Source organism: Devosia marina, from assembly GCF_009758415.1.
GTDB lineage: Bacteria > Pseudomonadota > Alphaproteobacteria > Rhizobiales > Devosiaceae > Devosia > Devosia marina.
The window spans coordinates 1,475,022-1,496,733 of sequence record NZ_WQRF01000001.1 but is presented as its reverse complement, the minus strand read 5'-3'; the positions used below and the strand labels follow the sequence as shown (position 1 = coordinate 1,496,733).

Annotated in this window: 23 protein-coding genes; 16 read left to right on the top strand and 7 right to left on the bottom strand. The window is 60.5% G+C overall.

What is annotated here, in order from left to right:
- The first annotated feature begins 12 nt into the window (after nucleotides 1-12).
- Nucleotides 13-789, top strand: coding sequence for an RraA family protein (locus GO014_RS07235; RefSeq protein WP_104893759.1), 777 nt, complete (start codon nucleotides 13-15; stop codon nucleotides 787-789).
- Nucleotides 790-922: 133 nt separating this feature from the next.
- Here the strand turns inward: GO014_RS07235 and GO014_RS07230 are convergent, their stop codons facing one another.
- From GO014_RS07230 to GO014_RS07220, 3 genes are read right to left on the bottom strand one after another with little or no spacing between them, the layout of a single operon-like run.
- Nucleotides 923-2,680 (bottom strand): apiosidase-like domain-containing protein, encoded by a 1,758-nt coding sequence (locus GO014_RS07230; RefSeq protein ID WP_157289661.1) that lies wholly within the window; start codon nucleotides 2,678-2,680, stop codon nucleotides 923-925.
- 18 nt (nucleotides 2,681-2,698) lie between these two features.
- On the bottom strand, nucleotides 2,699-3,487 hold the full coding sequence (locus GO014_RS07225) for an enoyl-CoA hydratase/isomerase family protein (RefSeq protein WP_157289660.1): 789 nt from the start codon (nucleotides 3,485-3,487) through the stop codon (nucleotides 2,699-2,701).
- Nucleotides 3,484-4,710 (bottom strand): CaiB/BaiF CoA transferase family protein, encoded by a 1,227-nt coding sequence (locus tag GO014_RS07220; protein WP_157289659.1) that lies wholly within the window; start codon nucleotides 4,708-4,710, stop codon nucleotides 3,484-3,486. The genes GO014_RS07225 and GO014_RS07220 overlap by 4 nt, the downstream gene beginning before the upstream one ends.
- Before the next feature lie 139 nt (nucleotides 4,711-4,849).
- On the opposite strand from GO014_RS07220, the gene GO014_RS07215 reads away from it, so the two are divergent.
- The 14 genes from GO014_RS07215 (at nucleotide 4,850) to GO014_RS07150 (ending at nucleotide 18,119) form a co-directional block, all read left to right on the top strand.
- Entirely contained in the window at nucleotides 4,850-5,554 is a 705-nt protein-coding gene (locus tag GO014_RS07215) for a GntR family transcriptional regulator (protein ID WP_157289658.1), read from the top strand.
- Nucleotides 5,555-5,745: 191 nt separating this feature from the next.
- The gene (locus GO014_RS07210) at nucleotides 5,746-6,519 is read left to right on the top strand and encodes an RraA family protein (protein ID WP_116588663.1); all 774 of its coding nucleotides are present in this window, start codon (nucleotides 5,746-5,748) and stop codon (nucleotides 6,517-6,519) included.
- 52 nt (nucleotides 6,520-6,571) lie between these two features.
- Nucleotides 6,572-7,483, top strand: coding sequence for an amidohydrolase family protein (locus GO014_RS07205; protein ID WP_343030812.1), 912 nt, complete (start codon nucleotides 6,572-6,574; stop codon nucleotides 7,481-7,483).
- On the top strand, nucleotides 7,480-8,382 hold the full coding sequence (locus tag GO014_RS19510; protein WP_343030811.1) for an NAD(P)-dependent oxidoreductase: 903 nt from the start codon (nucleotides 7,480-7,482) through the stop codon (nucleotides 8,380-8,382). The genes GO014_RS07205 and GO014_RS19510 overlap by 4 nt, the downstream gene beginning before the upstream one ends.
- Before the next feature lie 14 nt (nucleotides 8,383-8,396).
- The gene (locus tag GO014_RS07195) at nucleotides 8,397-8,693 is read left to right on the top strand and encodes a YciI family protein (protein ID WP_157289656.1); all 297 of its coding nucleotides are present in this window, start codon (nucleotides 8,397-8,399) and stop codon (nucleotides 8,691-8,693) included.
- Between the two features lie 337 nt (nucleotides 8,694-9,030).
- Nucleotides 9,031-10,377 (top strand): ABC transporter substrate-binding protein, encoded by a 1,347-nt coding sequence (locus tag GO014_RS07190; RefSeq protein ID WP_157289655.1) that lies wholly within the window; start codon nucleotides 9,031-9,033, stop codon nucleotides 10,375-10,377.
- A 112-nt stretch (nucleotides 10,378-10,489) separates the two neighbouring features.
- Nucleotides 10,490-11,467 (top strand): carbohydrate ABC transporter permease, encoded by a 978-nt coding sequence (locus GO014_RS07185; protein ID WP_246204402.1) that lies wholly within the window; start codon nucleotides 10,490-10,492, stop codon nucleotides 11,465-11,467.
- Nucleotides 11,454-12,350: a carbohydrate ABC transporter permease gene (locus GO014_RS07180; RefSeq protein WP_157289653.1), complete on the top strand. Its 897-nt coding sequence runs from the start codon at nucleotides 11,454-11,456 to the stop codon at nucleotides 12,348-12,350. The genes GO014_RS07185 and GO014_RS07180 overlap by 14 nt, the downstream gene beginning before the upstream one ends.
- Nucleotides 12,351-12,368: 18 nt before the next feature.
- Complete coding sequence (locus GO014_RS07175) at nucleotides 12,369-13,547, top strand: ABC transporter ATP-binding protein (protein ID WP_157289652.1); 1,179 nt, start codon at nucleotides 12,369-12,371, stop codon at nucleotides 13,545-13,547.
- Between the two features lie 61 nt (nucleotides 13,548-13,608).
- Complete coding sequence (locus GO014_RS07170) at nucleotides 13,609-14,334, top strand: RraA family protein (RefSeq protein WP_157289651.1); 726 nt, start codon at nucleotides 13,609-13,611, stop codon at nucleotides 14,332-14,334.
- Between the two features lie 51 nt (nucleotides 14,335-14,385).
- Nucleotides 14,386-16,071, top strand: a complete 1,686-nt coding sequence (gene dld, locus GO014_RS07165; protein ID WP_343030810.1) for a D-lactate dehydrogenase — start codon at nucleotides 14,386-14,388, stop codon at nucleotides 16,069-16,071.
- 245 nt (nucleotides 16,072-16,316) lie between these two features.
- The gene (locus GO014_RS07160; RefSeq protein ID WP_157289650.1) at nucleotides 16,317-16,868 is read left to right on the top strand and encodes a gamma carbonic anhydrase family protein; all 552 of its coding nucleotides are present in this window, start codon (nucleotides 16,317-16,319) and stop codon (nucleotides 16,866-16,868) included.
- A 253-nt stretch (nucleotides 16,869-17,121) separates the two neighbouring features.
- Entirely contained in the window at nucleotides 17,122-17,376 is a 255-nt protein-coding gene (locus tag GO014_RS07155) for a hypothetical protein (protein ID WP_157289649.1), read from the top strand.
- A gap of 221 nt (nucleotides 17,377-17,597) precedes the next feature.
- Entirely contained in the window at nucleotides 17,598-18,119 is a 522-nt protein-coding gene (locus GO014_RS07150; RefSeq protein WP_157289648.1) for a DUF2087 domain-containing protein, read from the top strand.
- Here the strand turns inward: GO014_RS07150 and GO014_RS07145 are convergent.
- The 3 genes from GO014_RS07145 to GO014_RS07135 form a co-directional block, all read right to left on the bottom strand.
- Entirely contained in the window at nucleotides 18,116-18,334 is a 219-nt protein-coding gene (locus tag GO014_RS07145) for a hypothetical protein (RefSeq protein WP_157289647.1), read from the bottom strand. The genes GO014_RS07150 and GO014_RS07145 overlap by 4 nt on opposite strands.
- A gap of 115 nt (nucleotides 18,335-18,449) precedes the next feature.
- Nucleotides 18,450-18,671, bottom strand: coding sequence for a hypothetical protein (locus GO014_RS07140; RefSeq protein ID WP_116588212.1), 222 nt, complete (start codon nucleotides 18,669-18,671; stop codon nucleotides 18,450-18,452).
- Nucleotides 18,672-18,732: 61 nt separating this feature from the next.
- On the bottom strand, nucleotides 18,733-19,377 hold the full coding sequence (locus tag GO014_RS07135) for a LysE family translocator (protein ID WP_343030808.1): 645 nt from the start codon (nucleotides 19,375-19,377) through the stop codon (nucleotides 18,733-18,735).
- Between the two features lie 151 nt (nucleotides 19,378-19,528).
- Here GO014_RS07135 and GO014_RS07130 point away from each other — a divergent pair, with 151 nt between their 5' ends.
- On the top strand, nucleotides 19,529-21,226 hold the full coding sequence (locus GO014_RS07130) for an ABC-F family ATP-binding cassette domain-containing protein (protein ID WP_157289646.1): 1,698 nt from the start codon (nucleotides 19,529-19,531) through the stop codon (nucleotides 21,224-21,226).
- On the opposite strand, the gene GO014_RS07125 is transcribed toward GO014_RS07130, so the two are convergent.
- Nucleotides 21,171-21,644: a fasciclin domain-containing protein gene (locus tag GO014_RS07125; protein WP_425482065.1), complete on the bottom strand. Its 474-nt coding sequence runs from the start codon at nucleotides 21,642-21,644 to the stop codon at nucleotides 21,171-21,173. The genes GO014_RS07130 and GO014_RS07125 overlap by 56 nt on opposite strands.
- Nucleotides 21,645-21,712 lie beyond the last annotated feature (68 nt).

Sequence of the window (21,712 nt, the reverse complement as noted above, 5' to 3'; positions counted from 1 at the left end):
AGGGAGGCATTAATGGACGCCAAAAAACGCAAGGAAATCCTCGATACGGTCGCCAAGCTCAGGGTGACCGATATCCGCGATGGCATGGATTGGGTCGGGCTGCATCACGTCGGTACAGTCGACCCGGAAATCCGGCCGCTCTACCGCACCAAGGCAGCGGGCTTTGCCCAGACCTACCGGCACATTCCGACCCAGCAGCGGGTACCGGAGCTGTCGCCAGAGGACTACACCAAGTGGGCTTATGAATATTGGTATCGCCAGCTCTGGAACATGGGAGACTTCAAGGATCAGGTGGGGGAAGGCGATTTTCTGGTCATCGACACCATGGGCCAGAAGACACCGGCCATTGGCTCGATGGACTCCATGGTCTGGGCCGCGAACGGGGTGAAGGGTGTCCTCACCAATGGCGGGGCCCGCGATACAGATGAACAGCTCTACCAGAAGGCCATGCCATGCTGGCACCGCTGGGTGGTGCAGCCCATGTATCAGGGGCGCGTCGAATTCGGGGAGCCCAATTCCACGGTGGAGATCGGTGGCGCGACGGTCCGTCCGGGCGATCTTGTGGTGGCGGACGGCGATGGCGCCATCGTGGTGCCGCAGGACGTCATTGATGATGTGCTCTATTACGCCAAGCAGGAGTCCGAGAACGATCGCTACGACCGGGGCATGCTGTTTGAAGCGCTTGGCATTGCGCCCGATGAGTCCACCCAGTCCATGTTCCCCGACATGCCGCCGCATCCCTACAAGAAGAACCGTGAGGACTTCATGAAGCGGCTGCGGAAGAAATAGCGGGGATCAGAGGATATGGTCCGAGGGGCGCTGCAAGGCGCCCCTTTTCGTTGGGCTGCTGCCCGCCGACCAAAGCGAAGGCGCCGGGCCTTTCAGGCCCGACGCCTTCATTCCCTGGGAGGAAAGTGCTTGCTTAGAGACGCTGCAGCATCAGGCCCCAATCCATCGCATCAGGACGGGGAGGCAAGGGCAGCACACCATTGCGTGGCACCGAAATGGCTTCGCCCGGATCGTGCCAGTTGCCGTTGCGCGGATCAAAGAAGCGCGGCAGGAACCGGTCACCCGGCCTAACGCCACGCAGCCGTGCCTCCATCGGCGCGTCGGCCTCGAAATAGAGCATGATCAAGGACCGGTCCGGCGTGGCCGCACAATAGCTCCATCCCTTATAGGCGTATCCTGGCCCGGTCTTGTTGGGGACCACCATTTCGGTGCAGGGGGTCAGCTCGAGATAGCGCTGGCCCTCGACAGTCGCGAATGTCTTGAGATGCTGAACCTGATTGCCCGACTCCCAACCGAAGCTGTCCCACATCTTGTGCAGGGATTCGGGTTCGACGTCGGATTGCCAGATGCCCTCGGCCCCGTAGATGAAGCCGGCCAGCCCGCCCGAGAGGAAGCTGCCATAGAGGCCTGAGCGGACATAGATGCGATCATCTTCACTGTCGGGTGGCACCCGCAATGGATAGGGCTCCCCAAGCTGGTGCAGGCCAGCATAATAGGGTTCGCCATTGATTGCCGGCTTGCGTTCGGCCTCGAACATCTCGGTCAGGTACCAATAGGTATAGTGCTCGCGCACGTTGCCCGATTGGTGCAGGTCGATCCAACTGTCCGTACCGAAATTGACCAGCGTCGAAGGATTGGGATTGGCCGTCAGCATGGTGCCGAATGGCGGCTTGCCATAGCGCTCGATCGCCAGGTTGATCGGCACATTGTAGTCTTCTGCCGGGATCGTCTGTTCATAATAGTCGTAGTGGATGGGGCTCAGAAGCGTGATATGGGCCCCATAGCGGGCGATCATGTACTGCACATATCGGGCATAGGATTCTGGCCAGTCATGGAATTTCTGCCAGCACTGGCCGCTGTCGCGCCGCGAGATCTCGATGAATGGCACCATGCCCTGCTCATTGAGATAGTCGATCTTGCGATCCAGGGTCTTGAAGTAGTCCGGATTGATGCGGTCCATGTCCGGAAATACGTCCTCGAAGCCCGGCACCTTGCCGGGGAATTCGAATGGGCGACCGCCTTCATTGTGCATGTCCTTGGCGGACTGTGTGCCCGGCTGTTTCCAGGCGGCCCGCACCCAGGTGCCATCGTCCATTTGCAGGCTGTTCGGCTTGCCGTCATTGGCCCAGGCGGGCTGGGCAGCAATCAGGCCGACGCAATTGAATCCCTGAGCCTTGCGCACGGCCACATAGTCGTTGAGCGTGGATTGGGGACCGAGCGTGCCGGTAGCCGTAGCTTTATCTGCGAGCGGAAAGCGGAAGCTGGGAAGAGACCACCATGTGTCGCCCAGAAGGAAGAATGGGGTGCCGTCGGCATATTGCAGCCCACGACCATTCGCGCTCGCCCCGATCATACCGCGACGGTTTGGATTGGCATCCAGTTCCGCGGCCGTCCAGCTCTCGGCGACAAACCTGCCGGATTGCCCTGATAGTCCGGCATCCTTGGGGCTGCTGCCACTGGTCCAGTGCCACTCGCCCGGGGCGTTGGCAAGCACGCGGACGACCCACTCGTCTCCGCCGTTCCAGAACCCGTATACGCGTCTGGAGAAATCTGGTCCCTCAAGGTCCACCCAGACCAGCGCATCGGCATAGGGGTTGTTGAATTTGGTGCTGGCCCTGAAGGTCAGATCGATCCTGGTCCAAACCTTGATGCGGTCATTGGACGTGCTCACAGTAATCCTCCCGCCGCTTCAGCGGCCCTGCCATTCAGGCTTGGTTTTGTTGACGAAGGCCTCGACGCCGCGCCGGAAGTCCTCACTGCCATAGGTGAGGCCGATGAGGTCGTCCGCCGGGTCGATATCGCGGGCCAGGACGCGGCCTATGGCTGCCTTGCTGACGCGCAAGGTGATGGGGGCATTTTCCAGCAGACGCTCGACCACCTCCTGCGCTGCCTGGTCGATTTCGTCAGGCTCTACCAGACGGGCAAGAAATCCTGCCGTCATGGCTTCCTCCGCCGCGATGAATTCGGCCAGCAGCAGCATTCGCTTGGCACGCGCCTCGCCAAAGCCACCGACGACACGGGCATAGGTTTGCATGGATACGCAATTGCCGATGGTGCGCGCGATCGGGCTGCCGAACCTGGCTCGGGTGCTGGCAATGCGGATATCGCAGCAGGCTGCAATATTGAGCCCGCCACCAACCGCCCAGCCATCCACGATGGCCACCGTGGGTACCGGTACCGCCAGGATGCGCTGGAAATAGCGGTTCATCTTGGCTTCATAGGCAATGCCGTCATCGCCGCCGCTAAATTCCCTGAATTGGGAAATATCGGATCCGGCGACAAAGGCCTTTCCACCGGCGCCCCGCAATGTCACGACCCGCAGTTCGCTGTCCTGGCTTAAGGCAGCGAGAATAGAGTCGAGTTCTTCATACATGGCCCAGGTAAAGGCATTGTGCGCCTTGGGCCGGTCAAAAGTTATCCGTGCTACGGCGCCATCCCGATCAAGACGCACGCGCCCCTGGTCAACGGGTTCTGTCATACCGGGACCGCTTTGCGGTTCTGCTGGTCGATCAGATCCAGTTCAGCCAGTATCTCGTCATTGTGCTGGCCAAGCAGAGGGGGCGGGCGTCGGACGGCAGCGGGGGTGTGCGACAGCTTTGCCGGAAACCCCAATGCCTTGAAACTGCCCTCTACCGGATGCTCGATTTCGATCACCGCCTTGCGGTGATGGACATGTTCATTGTCGAGCGCAACGCTGTAGTCATTGATTGGGCCGGCAGGAACGCCGGCGCCCAGAAACAGATCGACCCATTCCTCGGCAGTGCGGGTGAGGAAAGTCGGACGCAGCTCGTCTGCCAGCTCGCTGCGCCGCTGAACGCGGTCTATATTGTTGGCGTAACGCGGGTCGTCCTTGAGTTCGGGACGGCCAATTGCATCGCAGAAAATCAGCCAGAGCTTCTGATTGGCCGCGCCGACCACGAAGTAGCCATCCGATCCGGCAAAGGCCTGATAAGGCGCACTCATGCGATTGGCCGTACCCAGCGGTCCCGGCGACTTGCCTGTCGCCCAATATTCGGTGCTCTCCCAAACCGACAGCGCAAGAGCAGCGTCGAGCAACGAGGTGTCGATATACTGGCCCTTGCCGGTGCGCTCGCGTCCAATCACGGCCGAAAGGATGCCATAGCAAGCGAACATGCCGGCGCCGAGGTCGCCCACAGGAATGCCCGATTTGACCGGTTCTGCCCCTGGAATGCCGGTGCCGCTGATAACACCGCCCATGGCCTGGGCAATCAGATCGAAACCGGGGCGCTGAGACCACGGCCCGGTCTGGCCGAAGCCCGAAATGCTGGCATAAATCAACCGCGGGTTGATCCGCGACAGGGTCTCGAAGTCGGCACCGAGCTTCTTGCTGACCCCCGGCCGGCTGTTCTCGACCAGAATGTCCGCGGTTTCGACCAGCTTGTGCAAAGTGCGCTGGCCCTCCGGTGTCTTGAGATCAAGCGTGATGCTGCGCTTGTTGCGATTGAGCGCCAGAAAGCCCGGACTGTCCTCGCCCTTCATGCGAAAACCCATCGATTTTCTGGTCTGGTCGCCGGTCCCGGGCGGTTCCACCTTGATGACATCTGCGCCCATGTCACCCAGCAACATGCAACAGAACGGGCCGGCCATGACCTGGCTGAGATCGAGCACGCGCAAGCCAGTCAATGGCGGCAGGTTATCGGGCGCTCCAGTTTGGCTGGAATTGTCAGCGCGTTCGGACATCGGCTCCTCCCAAGTGCAGAAAGGCGGCGCCGAGCCCCTTCCTGTTGTCTATTCTTGTATACAAGACTGGTGTTGGTCGAAAATCAAGGGTGGAAATCCGTGATCTTGCTTTTTTTGTGAAAGCTGCATACGAGCAAGCATGGACAAAACTGCAGAAAACGGCCCTTGGGCGGACGAATCCGGTGACACGTCAGGGCGGAAAAAGGGACAGTTGCATGCAGAAGCCGCCGGCAAACTGCGGAGCATGATCCTGTCCGGCGAGCTGCCGCCGGGTGAGCGGCTGCGAGAAATGCAGCTATGTGAACAACTTGGCGTGTCGCGCACGCCGGTCCGCGAGGCGCTGCGGACGCTGGCGGCTGAAGGGCTGGTGGACCTTTTGCCCAACCGCAGTGTTGTGGTGTCCGAATTGCACGCGCCGGATCTCGAGCATCTGTTCGTTGTCTTTGGCGCCATTGAAGGCATTGCAGCAGAGCTGGCCTGCCAGAAAATCACTGAAGCCGAGATTGGCGAGATTGGCCGTTTGCTGGCGGAGATGATCGATTTTCACGCCCGCAAGGAGCGGGCGCCCTATATGCAGATCAATCAGAAAATCCACCAAAGAACGGTAGAAATTGCCGCAAATCCAGTGCTCTACACGGTGTGGCAGTCGCTTGTCCCGAGGGTGGAGCGAGCGCGCGCCTTGGCCAATTTGGATACCGGTCGCTGGACCGGAGCGCTGTTCGAGCACACCAAGATGTTCACGGCGCTGGCGTCCCGTGACGGTAAATTGCTCGCGCAATTGACCAGGGAGCACTTCCTGAACAGCCTGCCATTCCTGCAGTCTCGCCTGGAAAATGACGGCTAGAGTTGCGGTGCGTCATCCGGCCAATTTCCCGGCATGATGCCTGGGTGAATTCCTGATTGCCAAAAATATGCGCCGAAAAGCGTTGACTCACCGAAACCTTGCATACAAGAATGGCGTGTGGATCGGGGGGAGCCCATCCAAATCACTTCATTCAAAGGGTGGCGCCAATTGAGCGCCAGCAAGGATTCGTCATGTCTTACGAGCCCAAGGATGCCGACGGCAAAGCCGTGGATCCCTATCATATCCGCAAATTTTTCGAGCCCTTGCGCGTCGTGGATGTCGCGGACGCCATGGATGGTCTTGGCTATTTCAATATTGGTCTGGTGTCCCAGGACATTCGTCCGCTTTGGCTCGGCATGAAGTTCTGGGGGCCTGCGGTCACGCAGCGCTGCGTCCCGGCCAACAAGCCGATGTGGCCGCTTGAAACGACCGAGGAAATCGTCGGCGCGCACGGTATCTGGTTCAACAAGCACGGGCACAATGGCCGCGGTCTCAATGATCTGGTGAAGGACGGCAGCGTCGTTGTCACCGACGTGGGCAGCACGGGCGAGGTTGGTTTCTTCGGGTCTGAAAATGTCCTTGCCCTGCAGGCTGCTGGTGCAGTGGGCATCGTCACCAATGGTCATTGCCGTGATACCGGCGAAGTCACCATGCAGAAGACGCCGATGGTTTGTCGGGAGCGCGGCCGGACCATCATCCCCGGGCGGATCGAGGTTGTCGAACTCAACACCACGATTGGTATCGGGGGTGCGCAGGTGCGCCCTGGCGACATTGTGGGCTGCGACGACGATGGCTTGATTGTTGTGCCGATCGAGATCGCCAAGCAGGTCGCCCTGCATGCCAAGGCGGTGCTGATCGCCGACATGAACGCCCGGCGCAAGCGCTACGACGCTCTTGGGCGAACCCATGACGAGAGTGTCGATACCGACGCTATCGATCGCTACTACGCTGAGCTTCAGGCCTAGCCAAATCGATGTCGGGAGCCGGATAACCCGGCTCCCGCAAGGGGAGGGGACTGTGCGGGTTATTGATGCACACCAGCATTTCTGGGATCTGGACGCCAATTATCTGCCTTGGCTCGCCGACAAGCCGGTGAAATTTCGCTACGGCAATTACGATGCGCTCAAGCGCAATTATCTGCCTGGCGACTATCGGCGCGATGCCGCAGCGTTCGAGCTGGCTGGAAGCGTCTTCATCGAAACCGAATGGAATCCGGCTGACCCGCTGGGTGAGGTCGCCTGGGTCGAGGCGCTTCGCAAGAAGGAAGGGCTGCCGAGCGTCATGGTGGCGCAGGCCTGGCTGGACCGGGATGACGCTGCGTCCGTGCTCGAGGCGCATGGCCAAACCGGATTTGTCCGTGGCATCCGGCACAAGCCAAAGGCGGCAGCACGCCCCGAGGATGTTGAAGAAGGTGCGCCCGGCAGCATGGGCGACCAGGCCTTCCGGCGCGGTTTTGCAATGCTGAAACCAAACGGCCTCAGCTTCGATCTGCAAACGCCTTGGTGGCATTTGGCCGAGGCCGCGGATCTGGCGGCGGCCTTCCCGGACACCCAGATCATCATCAATCACACCGGCCTGCCGTCCGACCGCAGTGCGGAGGGCCTCGATGCCTGGCGCGGTGCCCTGAAGCGGGCCGCCGAGTGTCCCAATATCGCAATCAAGATTTCGGGGCTGGGCCAGAAGGATCTCCCCTGGACCGTCGAGGCGAACGGCCCTGTCGTCCGCGACACTATCGAGATCTTCGGTGTGGCGCGTTGCATGTTCGCGTCCAATTTTCCGGTCGACAGCCTGGTGGCCGATTTCGGCACCATATTCAACGGGTTCATGGCTTGCGTGAGTGACCTGCCCGAACGGGACCAGCAGGCTCTGTTCCATGACAATGCCGCCCGCATCTATCGTATTCAGACTAAGGAAGGAGTTGCGCCGTGACCGGACTTGCCTTCGACACCTCGACCCGTCTTGGCCTTGTGGGTCTGGGCATTATGGGCGCGCCAATTGCGCAACGGCTGCGAGAGCAGGGCTATGAGCTCACTGTCTGGAACCTGGAGCCGGAGCGTTATGACACAGTCAAGGAAAGCGGCGCGAAATGGGCGTCGAACCCGGCCGACGTCTGGAAAAATTCTGATGTCGTGTTCGTCTGCGTCCTGAGTGACGCAGCCATAGAAAGCGTCTGTTTCGGCTCTAGTGGCTTTGCCGCGGCTGGTCGCGGTGCACGCATGCTGGTCGACCTTTCGACCACTTCGCCGGAGGCGACGGTGAAGTTGGCAGGTCGTCTTGAAGAAGAGCTGGGCGCGCAATGGGTCGATGCGCCCATGTCTGGTGGTCCGGCACCAGCCCGTCAAGGGGAACTCACAGTCATGGCGGGTGGCGACCCCTCAGCGTTTGGAGGTGTGGAGCCCCTGCTGCGCGCCATTGCACAGAATGTCACGTTGATGGGGCCGCTGGGCGCGGGTCAGAAGACCAAAATCCTGAATCAGGCGATCGTGGGCGCCAATTACATCCTTATGGCCGAGATTCTTGCGAGCTGCCGCGCCGCCGGGATTGACCCGGATCTTCTGCCTGTCTGCCTCAAGGGCGGACTCGCGGACAGCGCGATCCTGCAGCGCATCTATACGCAGATGAGTGCCGAAGACTTCGACCCACCACGCAGCTATGTGCGCCAGGTGAACAAGGACCTGAAATCGGTGGAACATTTCGTGCATGATCTGGGGCTTGATTTACCTCTGCTCGATGTCGCCGTGCGGCAATATCGTCGCTACGCGGAGGCCGGCAACGAAATGGAGGACGGCGCTTCGGTGTCGCGCCTATACCAAAAGACCACTGGCTAGTCGGGGAGGGTGCAGTGCTGTTCATCGTCAGTGGCCGCGACAAGGCGGATGGCATGGCAGGCAGGCTGGAACATCGCCTGCAGCACCGTGCCTATTATGCCGGACTGGACGAAGATCTCATTCTTGCCGGTCCCTATCTTGATGCGGATGGAGAACCGATCGGCAGCATGATCGTGATGCGTGCCGAGTCTCAAGAGGCCGCCGAAAAATTTGCCTTTGCTGACCCGTATTGGACCCAGGGCGTGTTCGAAAGCCTGACGGTGTCCCGATGGGATTGGTTCATGAAGCGACCTGACGGACTGTCTGGATAGTTGCATACAATAGTCTTTCGCCGCGCGCGGTCGCCGAGTGTGCCTTGTCTACCTGTGCGTGCGTCCCTGCGGGGCAATTTGGTTTGAATTTTCTCGGACATCTGCCTTGCGCGGCAAGGCATGCAGGGTGTTCGGGGGGAATCTGCGTCAGTCAGGAGAAGCGACAAATTAGTGACTCATTATCGTTGACAGTCGCGTTTCTTGCATACAAGAATAGTCCGGCAACGAGGCGCCGGGTGCTCGCGGAGGGGTGAGCGGCGTGTCGCGCCAGAACAGAAATTGCCTGCAGGCTGGTTGTCAGACGCGCAGGCGAGGGAATGTGCAAAGGGAGGAAACCATGCAAGAATTCCGTCTTAAGAAGAGGGTGGCTGGATCACTGCTCGCTACCTCGATCCTGGCTCTGTCCATGGCCGTTTTGCCAAACGGCGCGGCCGCGCAGGATAGTGACCTGCAGGGCGAGATACGGTTCAGCTGGTGGGGCGGTCAGGTCCGTAACGACAAGACTGACCGGATCATCCAGCTTTTCGAAGGTCAGCACCCGAACGTTTCGATCGTTCGCGAGAACGCTGACTGGTCGCCTTACTGGGAGCGCCTGACGATCCAGTCGACCGGGAACAACCAGCCCTGTGCCATCACCATGCAGACGCGCTGGTTGGCAACCTATGCGCGTCCCGACATCCTGATGCCACTCGACGAGCTGGTCGAGAACGGAACCCTGGACGTGTCGGGTATTCCTGAGCCCGTGCTGAACTCAGCACGTGGTGCAGATGGCAATCTCTACATGATCCCGCATGGCGTATTCTACTTCGCCCTGATGTATAATGAGCAGATGGCGCAGACTGCAGCTGATGCCGGGGTTGCACCGCTCGACTACCCCTACACGTGGGACGAGTTCGCTGAATACCTAACCGCCATCCTTCCGCATCTGCCCGAAGGCGCGGCCTCGGTGCACAATATGGGCCGCGAGCAGGATGCGTTCGTGACCTGGGTGCAGTCGCATGGCGAAGAGGTGTTCGACGGCTCGAATGTCGGCTTCACCAAGGATGTCGCCGTCCAGTGGTTCGAATATTGGGAAGCCCTGCGCACTGCTGGGGTCACCGAGCCTCCCGAGGTCATGATCAGCGATAATAGCGCGCTGATCGAAGAATCCAACATTGCCAACAACCGCGGCTTCATGACCAACCGTCCGCCTAACCAGCTTGGTTCGGTGCAGACTACCGTGGATACTGTGAGCCCCGGTACCACGATCGGGATCACACCCTATCCGGTTGGCCCTGATGGAACGGTCGGCATGGACATCGGTGCCAATGGTATCGCGATCGGCGCCAGCTGCGATGAGGCGCGAGTCCCCGTGGCCGCCGAGTGGATCAACTTCTGGACTCAGAACGAAGAAGCGGCCGGGATCTATGAGTCGGATAATGGCGTGGTGTCCATTCCGGCCCTGGCGACCGCACAGGCCGAGGATCCTGATACGCAGCCGACCCAGGTTGAGCATATCGAGCTGTATCAAGAGCTTATCGATACCGCCAACCCGGTGTTCTGGCCGGCCGGTGGATATCAGGCTCTGACCGATACGCTCAATCGCGCCTACGACGCGGTGGCCTTTGGTCAACTGACGCCCGAACAGGGCGCTGATCAGCTGATCGCCGATCTGCAGCAGCAGCTGTCTCAGGCTGCCCGCTGATCTAGCGCTGGCGCGCGGGCCGGTGAGTGCCCGCGCGCCCACTTCGGCGAATGGCCGAAGCTGATTTCGACCCAGCATGGTCTGCGTCAGGCAGGCGAAAAGGGAGACTGAATTGAGCTCGATTGATGCCGCCAATGATCCGGTACTGACCGCGTCGGAAACGGCGAGGTCCGTGCGGGAAATCCCTCGCAATAGAACCGGGTCTGCCCTCAAGAAGGCCGATAACAGGGCGGCCTATCTGTTCCTCTTGCCCTGGTTTGCCGGCATCATCCTGATTACGGCCCTGCCTATGCTGGCTTCGCTCTATCTCAGCTTCACCAATTATGCGGTGATCGGCCTGCCCTCGTTTGTCGGGTTCGACAATTATGTACGGCTGTTCACATCGGATCGGCGGTTCGTCACCTCGATCTGGGTGACTTTGAAATATGTGGGTTTCTCGGTGCCGCTGGTGCTGCTGTTCTCGTTGACCGTTGCAGTTGCCCTCAATCGCGGTCTGCGGGGGCTGGCGATCTACCGCTCGCTGTTTTATGTGCCTTCGCTTATCGGTGCCAGCGTCGGTATCGGTCTGCTCTGGAAGGAAGTGTTCGGCGAGCGCGGCGTCGTCAATGACATCCTGGCCCTGTTCGGTGTGGCTGGCCGTGGCTGGATTAATAATCCGACCTTTGCCTTGCCTTCGGTCATTGCGCTGAACGTCTGGACGTTTGGTGCGTCCATGGTGATCTTCCTGGCCGCCCTGCGGCAGATCCCGGAATCCTACTATGAGGCCGCCTCGATCGATGGGGCCAATGCCTGGCAGCGTTTCCGCCGGATCACCCTGCCGCTGATCACGCCGGTCATCTTCTTCAACACAGTGCTGCTGCTGATCAATTCGTTCCAGTCCTTCACCCAGGCCTTCGTGGTTTCCAATGGGCGGGGCGGGCCGGTGGATTCGACGCTCCTGTATTCTCTCTATCTCTACCAGCAGGCGTTCCAGCAACTGCAGATGGGTTACGCCTCGGCGATGGCCTGGATCCTGCTGATCGCTATCGGCCTCGCAACGGCGCTGATGTTCTGGTCCTCACGCTATTGGGTGTTCTATGGCGACCGTTAAGACATACGATCCCGAGCTGCTGCGCGCCGAGCGGCGCAAGCGCGAAAATATTCGCCGGCTTAAGGGATTGGGCCTGCATGCCCTGCTGATCACCACCCTCGGTGTCATGCTCTACCCGGTTATCTGGATGGTGCTGAGTGCGCTGCGCCCCGAGACCGAGATCTTCGGCGACATGGGGTTCATCCCCACCAACTGGACGCTCGAGAACTTCGTTCGCGGCTGGCAGCTCTACGGGAATCTCACATTTACACAGTTCTATGTGAACTCGTTCATTATCTGTGCCCTGGCGATCATCGGCAACCTACTGGCCTGCTCGATGGCGGCCTATGCCTTTGCGCGGCTCGAATTCCGCGGCAAGTGGTGGCTCTTTGCCATCATGCTCGGCACCATGATGCTGCCGATCCATGTGCAGTTGATTCCGCAATATATCTTCTTTCTCAACATCGGCTGGGTGAACACCATCCTGCCCCTGGTGGTGCCGAAATTCCTGGCGCACGATGCCTTCTTCATCTTCCTGATGGTCCAGTTCATGCGCTCATTGCCACATGAACTTGAGCAGGCAGCGATCGTTGACGGTGCGTCCTATTGGCAGCGCTACTGGCGGATTATTCTGCCGCTGTCCATGCCGGCTCTGGCCACCACGGCCGTATTCACCTTCATCAACACGTATAACGACTTCTTCAGCCAGTTGATCTACCTCACCGACACCGACCGGATGACGGTTCCGGTAGCTCTGCGGCTTTTCCTCGATCCGAGCGGCGGTTCCTCCTCCTTTGGTGGACTGTTCGCCATGGTGCTTGTCTCCATTGGCCCAGTGCTCGGCTTTTTCCTCGCCTCGCAGCGGCTGCTCACCAAGGGCATCGCCACGCAAGGTTTCAAGTGATCCGCCCGGAGCAGACCCATGGCCAGTGTAACTCTACAGAATTTGACCAAAACCTATGCCGGTGGACAGCTTCGCGCCGTCAACGATGTCTCCCTTGAGATCGAGGATGGGGAATTCCTCGTCCTGGTCGGTCCCTCGGGTTGCGGCAAGTCGACGGCTTTGCGCATGATCGCTGGACTTGAGGAGATCACCGACGGGGCCGTCTGGATCGGAGATGAGTTCGTCAACGACACGCATCCCAAGGATCGCGACATCGCCATGGTGTTCCAGTCCTATGCGCTCTATCCGCATATGAGCGTTTACGACAATATCGCTTTCCCGCTTCAGATCGCCAAGATGCCCAAGGAGGAGGTCGACAAGCGGGTGCAGGAAGCTGCCCGCGTGCTCGAACTCGAAGCCTATCTCAAGCGGCGTCCCGGCCAGCTATCCGGCGGTCAGCGCCAGCGTGTTGCCATGGGCCGTGCGATCGTTCGCAAGCCCTCGGTCTTCCTGATGGACGAACCACTGTCCAATCTGGATGCCAAGCTCCGCGTGCAGATGCGCGCCGAAATTGCGTCGATCCAGCACCGGCTGGGTGTCACCACCGTTTATGTGACCCATGATCAGGTGGAAGCCATGACCATGGGACACCGGGTGGCCCTGCTCAAGGATGGCGTGCTGCAACAGGTCGACACCCCGTCCAATATCTACAACAAGCCGCGCAATACCTTTGTCGCCGCCTTTATTGGTTCGCCCACCATGAACATGTATTGGGCCGAGCTCGAAAACGAGAGCGATACGCTTTTCCTCCGGCTGGGCGACAATCGGTTGAAGCTTCCGGCAACGCTTGTCCAGCAGTTCTCCAGTCTGTCTCAATATGCCGGACGCAAGCTGATCGTGGGCATTCGTCCCGAGGATCTTGCCGAGGCATCCTCGATTGCCAATGCCGATCCGTCCGATTGCATCGCTGCTGAAGTCGATCTGGTCGAAGCACTTGGTTCGGATGTGATCGTCCATATCGGCATCGACGCAAAGCCGGCCGAAGTGCGCAGCTCGGACAGCCTGGATGAGATCAAGTCCAAGGCCGGCAAAGCGCGCTGCATTGCTCGCTTCAATGCGAAAAGCCAGGTGCGCCTGGGGGACACGGTGAATGTCTGGTTCGACACCACCCGCATGCATTTCTTCGACGGCGAGACAGGCCTGTCGATCCTCAACTGAGCTCATCAGCGCCCGCACGTTCGGGCGCCGTCAAACCTGCAATCACCAGAAGGAAAGTAACATGGCTATCAATAGCAGCACACTCGAGATCCTGCGCAAGGTACGTACCTCAGATGTGACCGACGCCCTGGATTCCATGGGCTATATGAACACCTATGAGATGGATCCGCGGCTGCGCCCGTTGTTCCCCGGCATCTTTTTCGCCGGCATCGCGACCACAGCGGAATTCAACATCATCAACCGCACCATCCCGGCGATGAGCTACGAAGAGTTCGATGATCGCCAGTACAAGCGCAATCCGGACCGTAGCACGCACCCTGACGCCCTGTGGCCGGCTGGCCACAGCTTCGGTGCTCCTGATGAAGTGCACGTCGTGGACACCAAACAGTCCCGCTGCGGCCTGCTGGGCTCGAACAATTTGCTTGATGCGCGGGTCAAGGGATCGGTTGGTTTCATTATCGACGGCGCTTGCCGCGACTCCGGTGAGTGCATCATGCAGAAGGACCCGGTGTTCTGCTCGGTCCGCTCGATGCGCCACATGGCAGGCCGGCTCGAGCTCTCCTCGATGGGCAAGCCGATCACCTGCGGCGGAGTCTATGTGCGACCGGGCGACGGTGTGATCGCCGATGACGATGGGATCGTGGTGATCCCGCAGGAAGACGGCGAAGAAATCGCCAAGCGGGCCTGGATGGTTCAGGACAAGGACCGCCGCATGCGTCGCGCTTTCTACGAGAAGCTGGGCATGCCCTTCGACAAGACGGTCGAATTGGAAGAACGCCCCTGGTAAAGCGGATATGCAGGCGCCTTCGGGCGCCTGCTCTTACTGCCGGGAGATGACGTGCACGCGCTGATCGAGACATTTCAAAGCATCGTCGGACGCCGTCATGTTCTGGTGGGAGACCGGCAGACGCGGCGTTTCCGTAAGGGCTATCGCTTCGGAGAGGGCAGCGTGCTCGCAGCCGTGCGTCCCGGCTCCCTGATCGAGCAATGGCGGGTCATCCAGGCTTGCGTGGCCCATGACGTCATCGTCATCGTGCAAGCGGCCAATACGGGCCTCACAGGGGGCTCAACGCCGGATGGCGAGGGCTATGATCGCCCCATTGTCATCATCAACACCATGCGCATGGACCGCTTTGATCTCCTGGACGAGGGCCGGCAGGTCCTTTGCCTGCCCGGCGCGACACTGGACAAGCTGGAAAAGCGCTTGCGGGATATCGGTCGGGAGCCTCATTCGGTCATCGGCTCATCCTGCATCGGCGCTTCTGTGACAGGCGGCGTCTGCAATAATTCGGGCGGCTCGCTGATCCGGCGTGGCCCGGCCTATACGCAACTTGCCCTGTTTGCGCAGGTCGACAGCGCGGGAAAGCTGCATTTGGTCAATCATTTGGGGATCGAACTTGGCGGCGATGCCGAGGAGATCTTGCAGCGGCTGGACAAGGCAGATTATGGCCCAGCCGATGTGCTGGGCAGCGACAATCAATGGGCGTCGGACCGTGGCTATCACGAACATGTCCGGGACGTTGATGCGTCAACGCCCGCACGCTTCAATGCAGATCCGCGACGGCATTATGAAGCCTCGGGCTCGGCAGGCAAGATCGCCGTATTCGCCCTCAGGCTCGATACCTTCGAGGCCGACAAGGATGTGACGGTCTTCTATATTGGCAGCAATGATCCTTCGGAACTGGCGACCATCCGGCGCGATATTCTCACCGATTTCGAGCATCTGCCGATTGCCGGCGAATACATGCATCGCGGCGCGTATGAGTTGTCGCAGGATTACGGCAAGGACCTGTTTCTGTTCGTCAAATATTTCGGCACGGACCATGTACCGGCTGCTTTTGGGGCCAAGAGCTGGCTGGACGGGCTGACTGAGAGCATCGGCCTTGGCGGCCATCTTACGGATCGCTTGCTACAGGCGGTCATGCGCTGGTTGCCGGAGCATCTGCCGCAACGACTGAATGACTACCGGGACCGCTATGAGCATCATCTGCTGCTCAAGATGGGCGGTGGGGGAGTCGACGAAGCACGCCGATATCTCTCCTCCCGGTTTCCGACGGCCAATGGAAACTATCTTGAATGTAGACCAGCAGAGGGGCAGGACGCATTCCTCAACCGCTTTGCTGTCGGCGGCTCCGTGGTAAGGTTCCGCGATGTGCATCCGGATCATGTCGAAGATATCGTGGCGCTCGACATTGCCCTGCCACGCAACACCACGGACTGGTTTGAAACCCTTCCAGCAGCGCTCGACAGCCAGTTCGTACGCAAGATGTATTGCGGGCACTTCTTCTGCCACGTCATGCACCAGGAGTATCTTGTGCAAAAGGGCGGGGATCTGGAGGCTATAGAGGAGCAGTTGCTCCATCTGCTGGACCAGCGCGGCGCCGAGTATCCGGCCGAGCACAATGTCGGCCATCTCTATCATGCCAAGCCGGCATTGCGCGATTTCTACCGCGCGCTCGATCCGACCAACAGCTTTAATCCCGGTATCGGCAAGACTTCGAAAAAGAAGGACTGGGCGCGTTGACTGTCCATCGCCCGTCCGGCGGTGGCGAACAGGCTGACGCCGTTCAGCGGATACGGCCGGAACCCCGGCCGCAGTGGGCTTGTTCAACGGCAAATTGACCATCATGGTGGCGCTTATCCTGCCCGGCATTATGCTGTGGCATAGGATGGCGGCGATACATGCGCTCAACGCAGCCCGAACCGTGGTGAAGCGCCCCGGCCAATGCCGAAGAGTCCGGTTGGAGTTTCGTTTGGGAGGAGACCGAGATGCCCCTTTATGCCCTTGATGGCCATGCACCGAAAATCGACCCGCAAGCGGCCTGGATAGCGCCAACAGCGGTGCTCGTGGGCAAGATCGTGATGCATGCCGACGCCAGCGTGTGGTTTGGCGTGGTCGCGCGTGGAGACAATGAAGAGATTACGATTGGGGTGGGTAGCAATGTGCAGGAAAACACAGTGCTGCACACTGATATGGGACACCCGCTGACCATCGGGAAAGGTTGCACCATCGGCCACAAGGCCATGCTGCATGGCTGCACGATCGGCGACAATACCCTGATCGGAATGGGGGCGACCGTACTTAATGGCGCCAGAATTGGCCGTGACTGTCTGATCGGCGCCGGGGCATTGATCACGGAAGGCAAGGAAATCCCGGATGGGGCACTGGTTGTTGGCAGCCCTGGAAAGGTGCTTCGGACACTGGATGCAGATGCAATCGCCTCCCTCGAGCGTTCTGCATTGGGCTACGTGCAGAACGCGCGTCGCTTCGCCAAGGGTCTGGTACCCATAACTTCCTTTGCGAGCTTCGACCCAGCGTGAGTGTGGTGGGAAACCGCGCTGCAATCGCTTCGTCATCGGTGCCCGCCCGCTTCATCGACCGTGAGCGTTAAGCCGCCGCCTCGATCGTGATGATCGGTGGCAATCGGTCGCCGAAGACGACAGGCCCATCTCGAAGGGGTGGAACTGGGTACCGCCACGCCGCAATTGCGGGCGGCCATGGCGGCGTTGACGCTGCCTGCCCACGGGCTACCGCACCTCATTTGGTGGCGACGTCGAGCAGATCGCCGAGGCCATGGACGCGGTCGGTTCGGCCCCGCTGTTGTCGGTGATTTTCGGCATGCGGCCGCTGGCCCCCAACCTGCGTGGCGGCAGCGGCGGGAAAGCCCCGATGGCCCACGCGTTGATTGGCGAGCCGATCAGTTCGACCACCCCGACGCTGCTCGTGGTGCCGGTGTTTCTGACCTATATCGACCAGTTCAGCTGGTTTGCCCGCCGCTTCCTGCCCATGGCGCCGGATGATGCCGAACACGCGCAAGCGCCAATGTAAGACGACACGCGCCTGGCCCAGAGCCGGGCGCTTGATTTTGGCAGAGGAGCGGCGTATCCGGTTAGGGCCGGTCTGCAGTTCACCGAGGCGTCGCCGTCCCGACAAGGGAAGCTAAACCTGCCCGATCATAATTTTCGACACGCACTTTCCTCGTGCCCGTCGCAAGCCGGCGACCACCGACACTGCCCTTCAGGCAGCTCTGGGCACACTGAGGATGCGCCATGTCGAGACAGATTCAACCCCTGACCATTCCCGATCTATCGGCTTTTGCCAAAACGCTGCGGACGCAGCTTGCGGCCGTCGATGACACGCCCAGCCATGTCGAAATTCTGACCATGCTGGCGCGCGCTGCGGGGTTCCGCAATTACCAGCACTTCAAGGCGGCCAGTGCCGAGCGGCCACCGGTCGAAGCTCTCGACCTGGCGCTGGTGGAGAAAGTGTCCCGGCATTTCGATGGTCAGGGCGTGCTGATGCGCTGGCCGTCGCGGAACAGCCTGCAGCCATTATGTCTTTGGGCACTTTGGGCCAGGATGGTGCCGAGGCGGGAATATGCCGACCGGGAGAACACTGAACTGCTCAATGGACTGGCCAGTTTCGGCGACCACGCCCTGTTGCGGCGTGCGCTGGTGGAAATGGGTTATGTCGCGCGGACGCGGGACGGGCGCACCTATCGGCGTATTGAACAGAAGCCGCCTGCGGAGCTGTCTGCATTGCTGCGGCGCATTGCGCCCACCCAAGGCTAGACGCGTTTGGAAATACGCTGCATGGCAACCTTGGAAACAAGATTGCCAATCGCCACAGCCTGGTTCTTCTGGATTGCAGCAAGGCTGTTGGCGAGCGCGGCCTGCTTCTGCGCCATGGCCAAAGCCTCCGCCCTGCGGTCGCGCTGATACTGCAGCCGCTCGTAGGAAGAGAGCTGGTGCATGTTGAAGCGGGTAATTCTGCCTGAATAGCTCATGGCGCAAGACTGAATGTCGGCGCTTTACGGCACGTAAATTTGTGCGTTCTGTTTTATGAACGCTGGGCGGTAGTTCGCTTGTCCAAACAGGTTTGCAAGGAAATCTGATGCGGAATCAGGCGGTCTTGGAGATGCGCTGCATGGCAATCTTGGAAAACAGATTGCCGGTTTCCACTGCGCTATTGCTCTGTATCGAGGCGAAGCTGTTCGCCATGCTCGCATTTTTCTGTGCGATCTCGGCGGCGGCAGCCCGGCGCTCGCGCTGATACTGGATCCGCTCATAGGGGGAGAGCTGATGCATGTTGAATCGATTGATCTTGGTGCTGCCGTAGGCCATGCACGAAGCTTCGCCGATTATGGTTAATCGGGCGTTAAATGCTTAGCGACTGGTAAAGGCGTCAGTGCTGGGTCACCACGAGACCGGCGGCGCCCGCCATCATGGCGCCAGCCGCTTTGTTGAGGCGGCCAAGGGCTTTTTCGCTGCGGAACATGTCGCGTGCAGCGGAGGCCAGCCAGGCATAGCCGCATCCAATCAACAGCAGCACAACGACCACAATTGCGGTCAACTCAACGAAGGCCAGCGGCGTCATCTCGCCCAGCGGCACGACTGTCGGCAGGATCGCCAGATAGAAGACGATGGTCTTGGGATTGCCCATGGTCAGCGAAAATCCGGCCAGGAAAGTCTTCCAGCGGCCTTCATTCTTTGGCTTCATCTGTTCCGAGCCGGGGCGCGCGGTCCAGAATTTATAGGCGATATAGAGCAGGTAGGCGGCGCCGGCCCAGCGCACGATGGCGAAAACCGGCCCAAACCAGGTGGCGATGGCGGCCAGGCCAAAAACGGCGAAGAAGAAATAGACCAGATCACCGGCCAGAATGCCCAGCACCATGGGGAAAGCACCCTTGAAGCCGCCACCAAGAGCGCGGGCCACTACGGCGGCAACGCCTGGGCCGGGCACGAGCACGGCGATTGCATAGGCGATGGTGAAGGCGGAAAGGGTAAAGAGGTCCATGGCGGGCACCCGGCGATATGTGGTGGCGGACACTAGCCCCGCGCCGGCCATTTGGCCAGCGGGAGGTTGACGCAGGCGCTTGCTCGATTAATTAGGAGCCATCGCAACCCGACCGGACGGTTCCCAATGGATCGCATCCTCACAGCAACGCCGATTTGCCTTGCCCCTGAGGATTTGACAAACCATGCCTTCCGTGACGCTTGCGCAACTAACCTATACCGGCCCTGACGGCCAAACCCTCTTCTCCAATCTCGACCTGACATTCGGCCCCGGACGGACCGGGCTTGTTGGCCGCAATGGCGTGGGCAAGACCACGTTGCTGCGTCTGATCGCAGGCGAGCTTACGGCCAGCTCAGGAGCGGTTACTGTTGCCGGTCGAATTGGTGTGCTGCGCCAGTTGGTGCAACCGGCGGCGGACGAAACGGTTGCTGACCTATTCGGCATGCGGAGCGGCCTCGCTTTACTTGAGCGCGCGATGGCGGGCGAAGCGGATGCCGAAGAGCTGGCAGGGGCCGACTGGACGCTCGAGGCCCGACTCGGCGAGGCGCTGAGTGCACTGGAGCTCGAAGCCAGCCCGCAGACCCTCTTGTCGACGCTGTCCGGCGGGCAGCGGACGAGGGCCGCGCTTGCCGCGCTGGTCTTCGATGCGCCGGAGCTGATCCTCCTGGACGAACCGACCAACAATCTGGATGCGGAAGGCCGCGGGACGGTCGCGGAAATGCTGGAAAATTGGCGCGGCGCGGCGATCGTTGTCAGCCATGATCGGAACCTGCTCGAGCGTATGGATGCCATTGTCGAACTGACCAATGTTGGAGCCACGAGCTATGGGGGCAATTGGAGCTTTTACCGCGAGCGCAAGGCACTGGAGTTATCCGCCGTGCAACGCGAGTTGAGCCAGGCTGAGCGACAGGTACGGGATGCTGCCCGGGCAGCACAGTTGGCACGAGAGCGCCAGGACCGACGAGATGCGGGCGGACGGCGTAAGGCGGCCAAGGGCGATGCCCCCAAAATCCTGCTCGGTGCCATGAAGCGCCGGGCCGAGGCGACAGCGGGTGGTCTGGACCGGCTTGCGACCAAACAAGCGGATGCCGCGCACCTCCAGGCCGCCGCGGCTCGCGCAAAGGTAGAGGTGTTGACGCCCTTCGCAGTCAAGCTGGCCCCGAGCGGCCTGCCCGCAGGCAAGATCGTCCTGCGGGCCAGCGCCCTGACTGGCGGCCATGATCCGGAGCGCCCCGTCATCGTGGATAAGTCGCTGGAAATTATCGGCCCGGAACGGGTTGCGGTGACCGGACCGAACGGAGTGGGCAAGACCACGCTGCTCAACTTGCTGACCGGGGCTCTGACGCCGCTCGGTGGCGTTGTCGAGATCGGCGGTCCTTTGTCGGTCCTCGACCAGCAGGTGGGTCTGCTGCGCCGGGACGCGTCAATCTTGGACAATTTCCGAAGACTCAATCCAGACAGTTCGACCAATGACTGTCGGGCCGTTCTGGCGGCGTTCAAGTTTCGCAACGACGCAGCGTTGCAAAGCGTCGGCAGCTTGAGCGGCGGCGAGGTGCTGCGAGCCGGCCTCGCCTGCGTCCTGGGTGGGAAGACCCCGCCGATGCTGCTGGCGCTTGATGAACCCACCAACCATCTGGACATTGATGCCATCGAGGTCGTTGAGGCTGGGCTGCGGGCCTATGACGGGGCATTGCTGGTGATCAGCCACGACCGGGCGTTTCTGGAGGCGATCGGCGTTACGCGCAGGATTGCGCTGGGTAGAGGCGCCGGCGGAAACGGGCCCTGCGGACTAGGCGCAGGGCCCGTTCTCGCGCCGGGAGGAAGGATTATCGCGGCAGCAAGACGTCGTCCACGACGTGGATCACGCCATTGGATTGATTGACATCGGCAATGGTCACCAGGGCCGCGCCACCGGCTTCGTCATAGATATAGACATGCGAGCCGCGCACTTCGGCGGTGAGGGCGTCACCGCTGACGGTCTGCATATTGTAGCGGCCGCCATTGGCGCGGGCGCGGCTAACGAGATCTGCTGCACTGAGCTTGCCCGCCACGACATGGGCGGTCAGGACCTTGACCAGCTGGTCCTTGTTTTCCTCCATCAGCAAAGTGTCCACAGTGCCATCGGGCAGTTTGCCAAAGGCATCATTAGTTGGCGCAAACACGGTGAAAGGGCCTGGGCTCTGCAGGGTTTCCACTAAGCCGGCGGCCGTGACGGCAGCGACAAGCGTGGTGTGGTCGGCCGAGTTGACGGCGTTTTCGACAATGTTCTTGTCGGCAAACATGGCGGCGCCGCCGACCATGGGATTGTCCTGAGCAATAGCAACGCTCGAGGCAAAGGCAAAAACGGCAGCGGCGATAGACGCCTTGG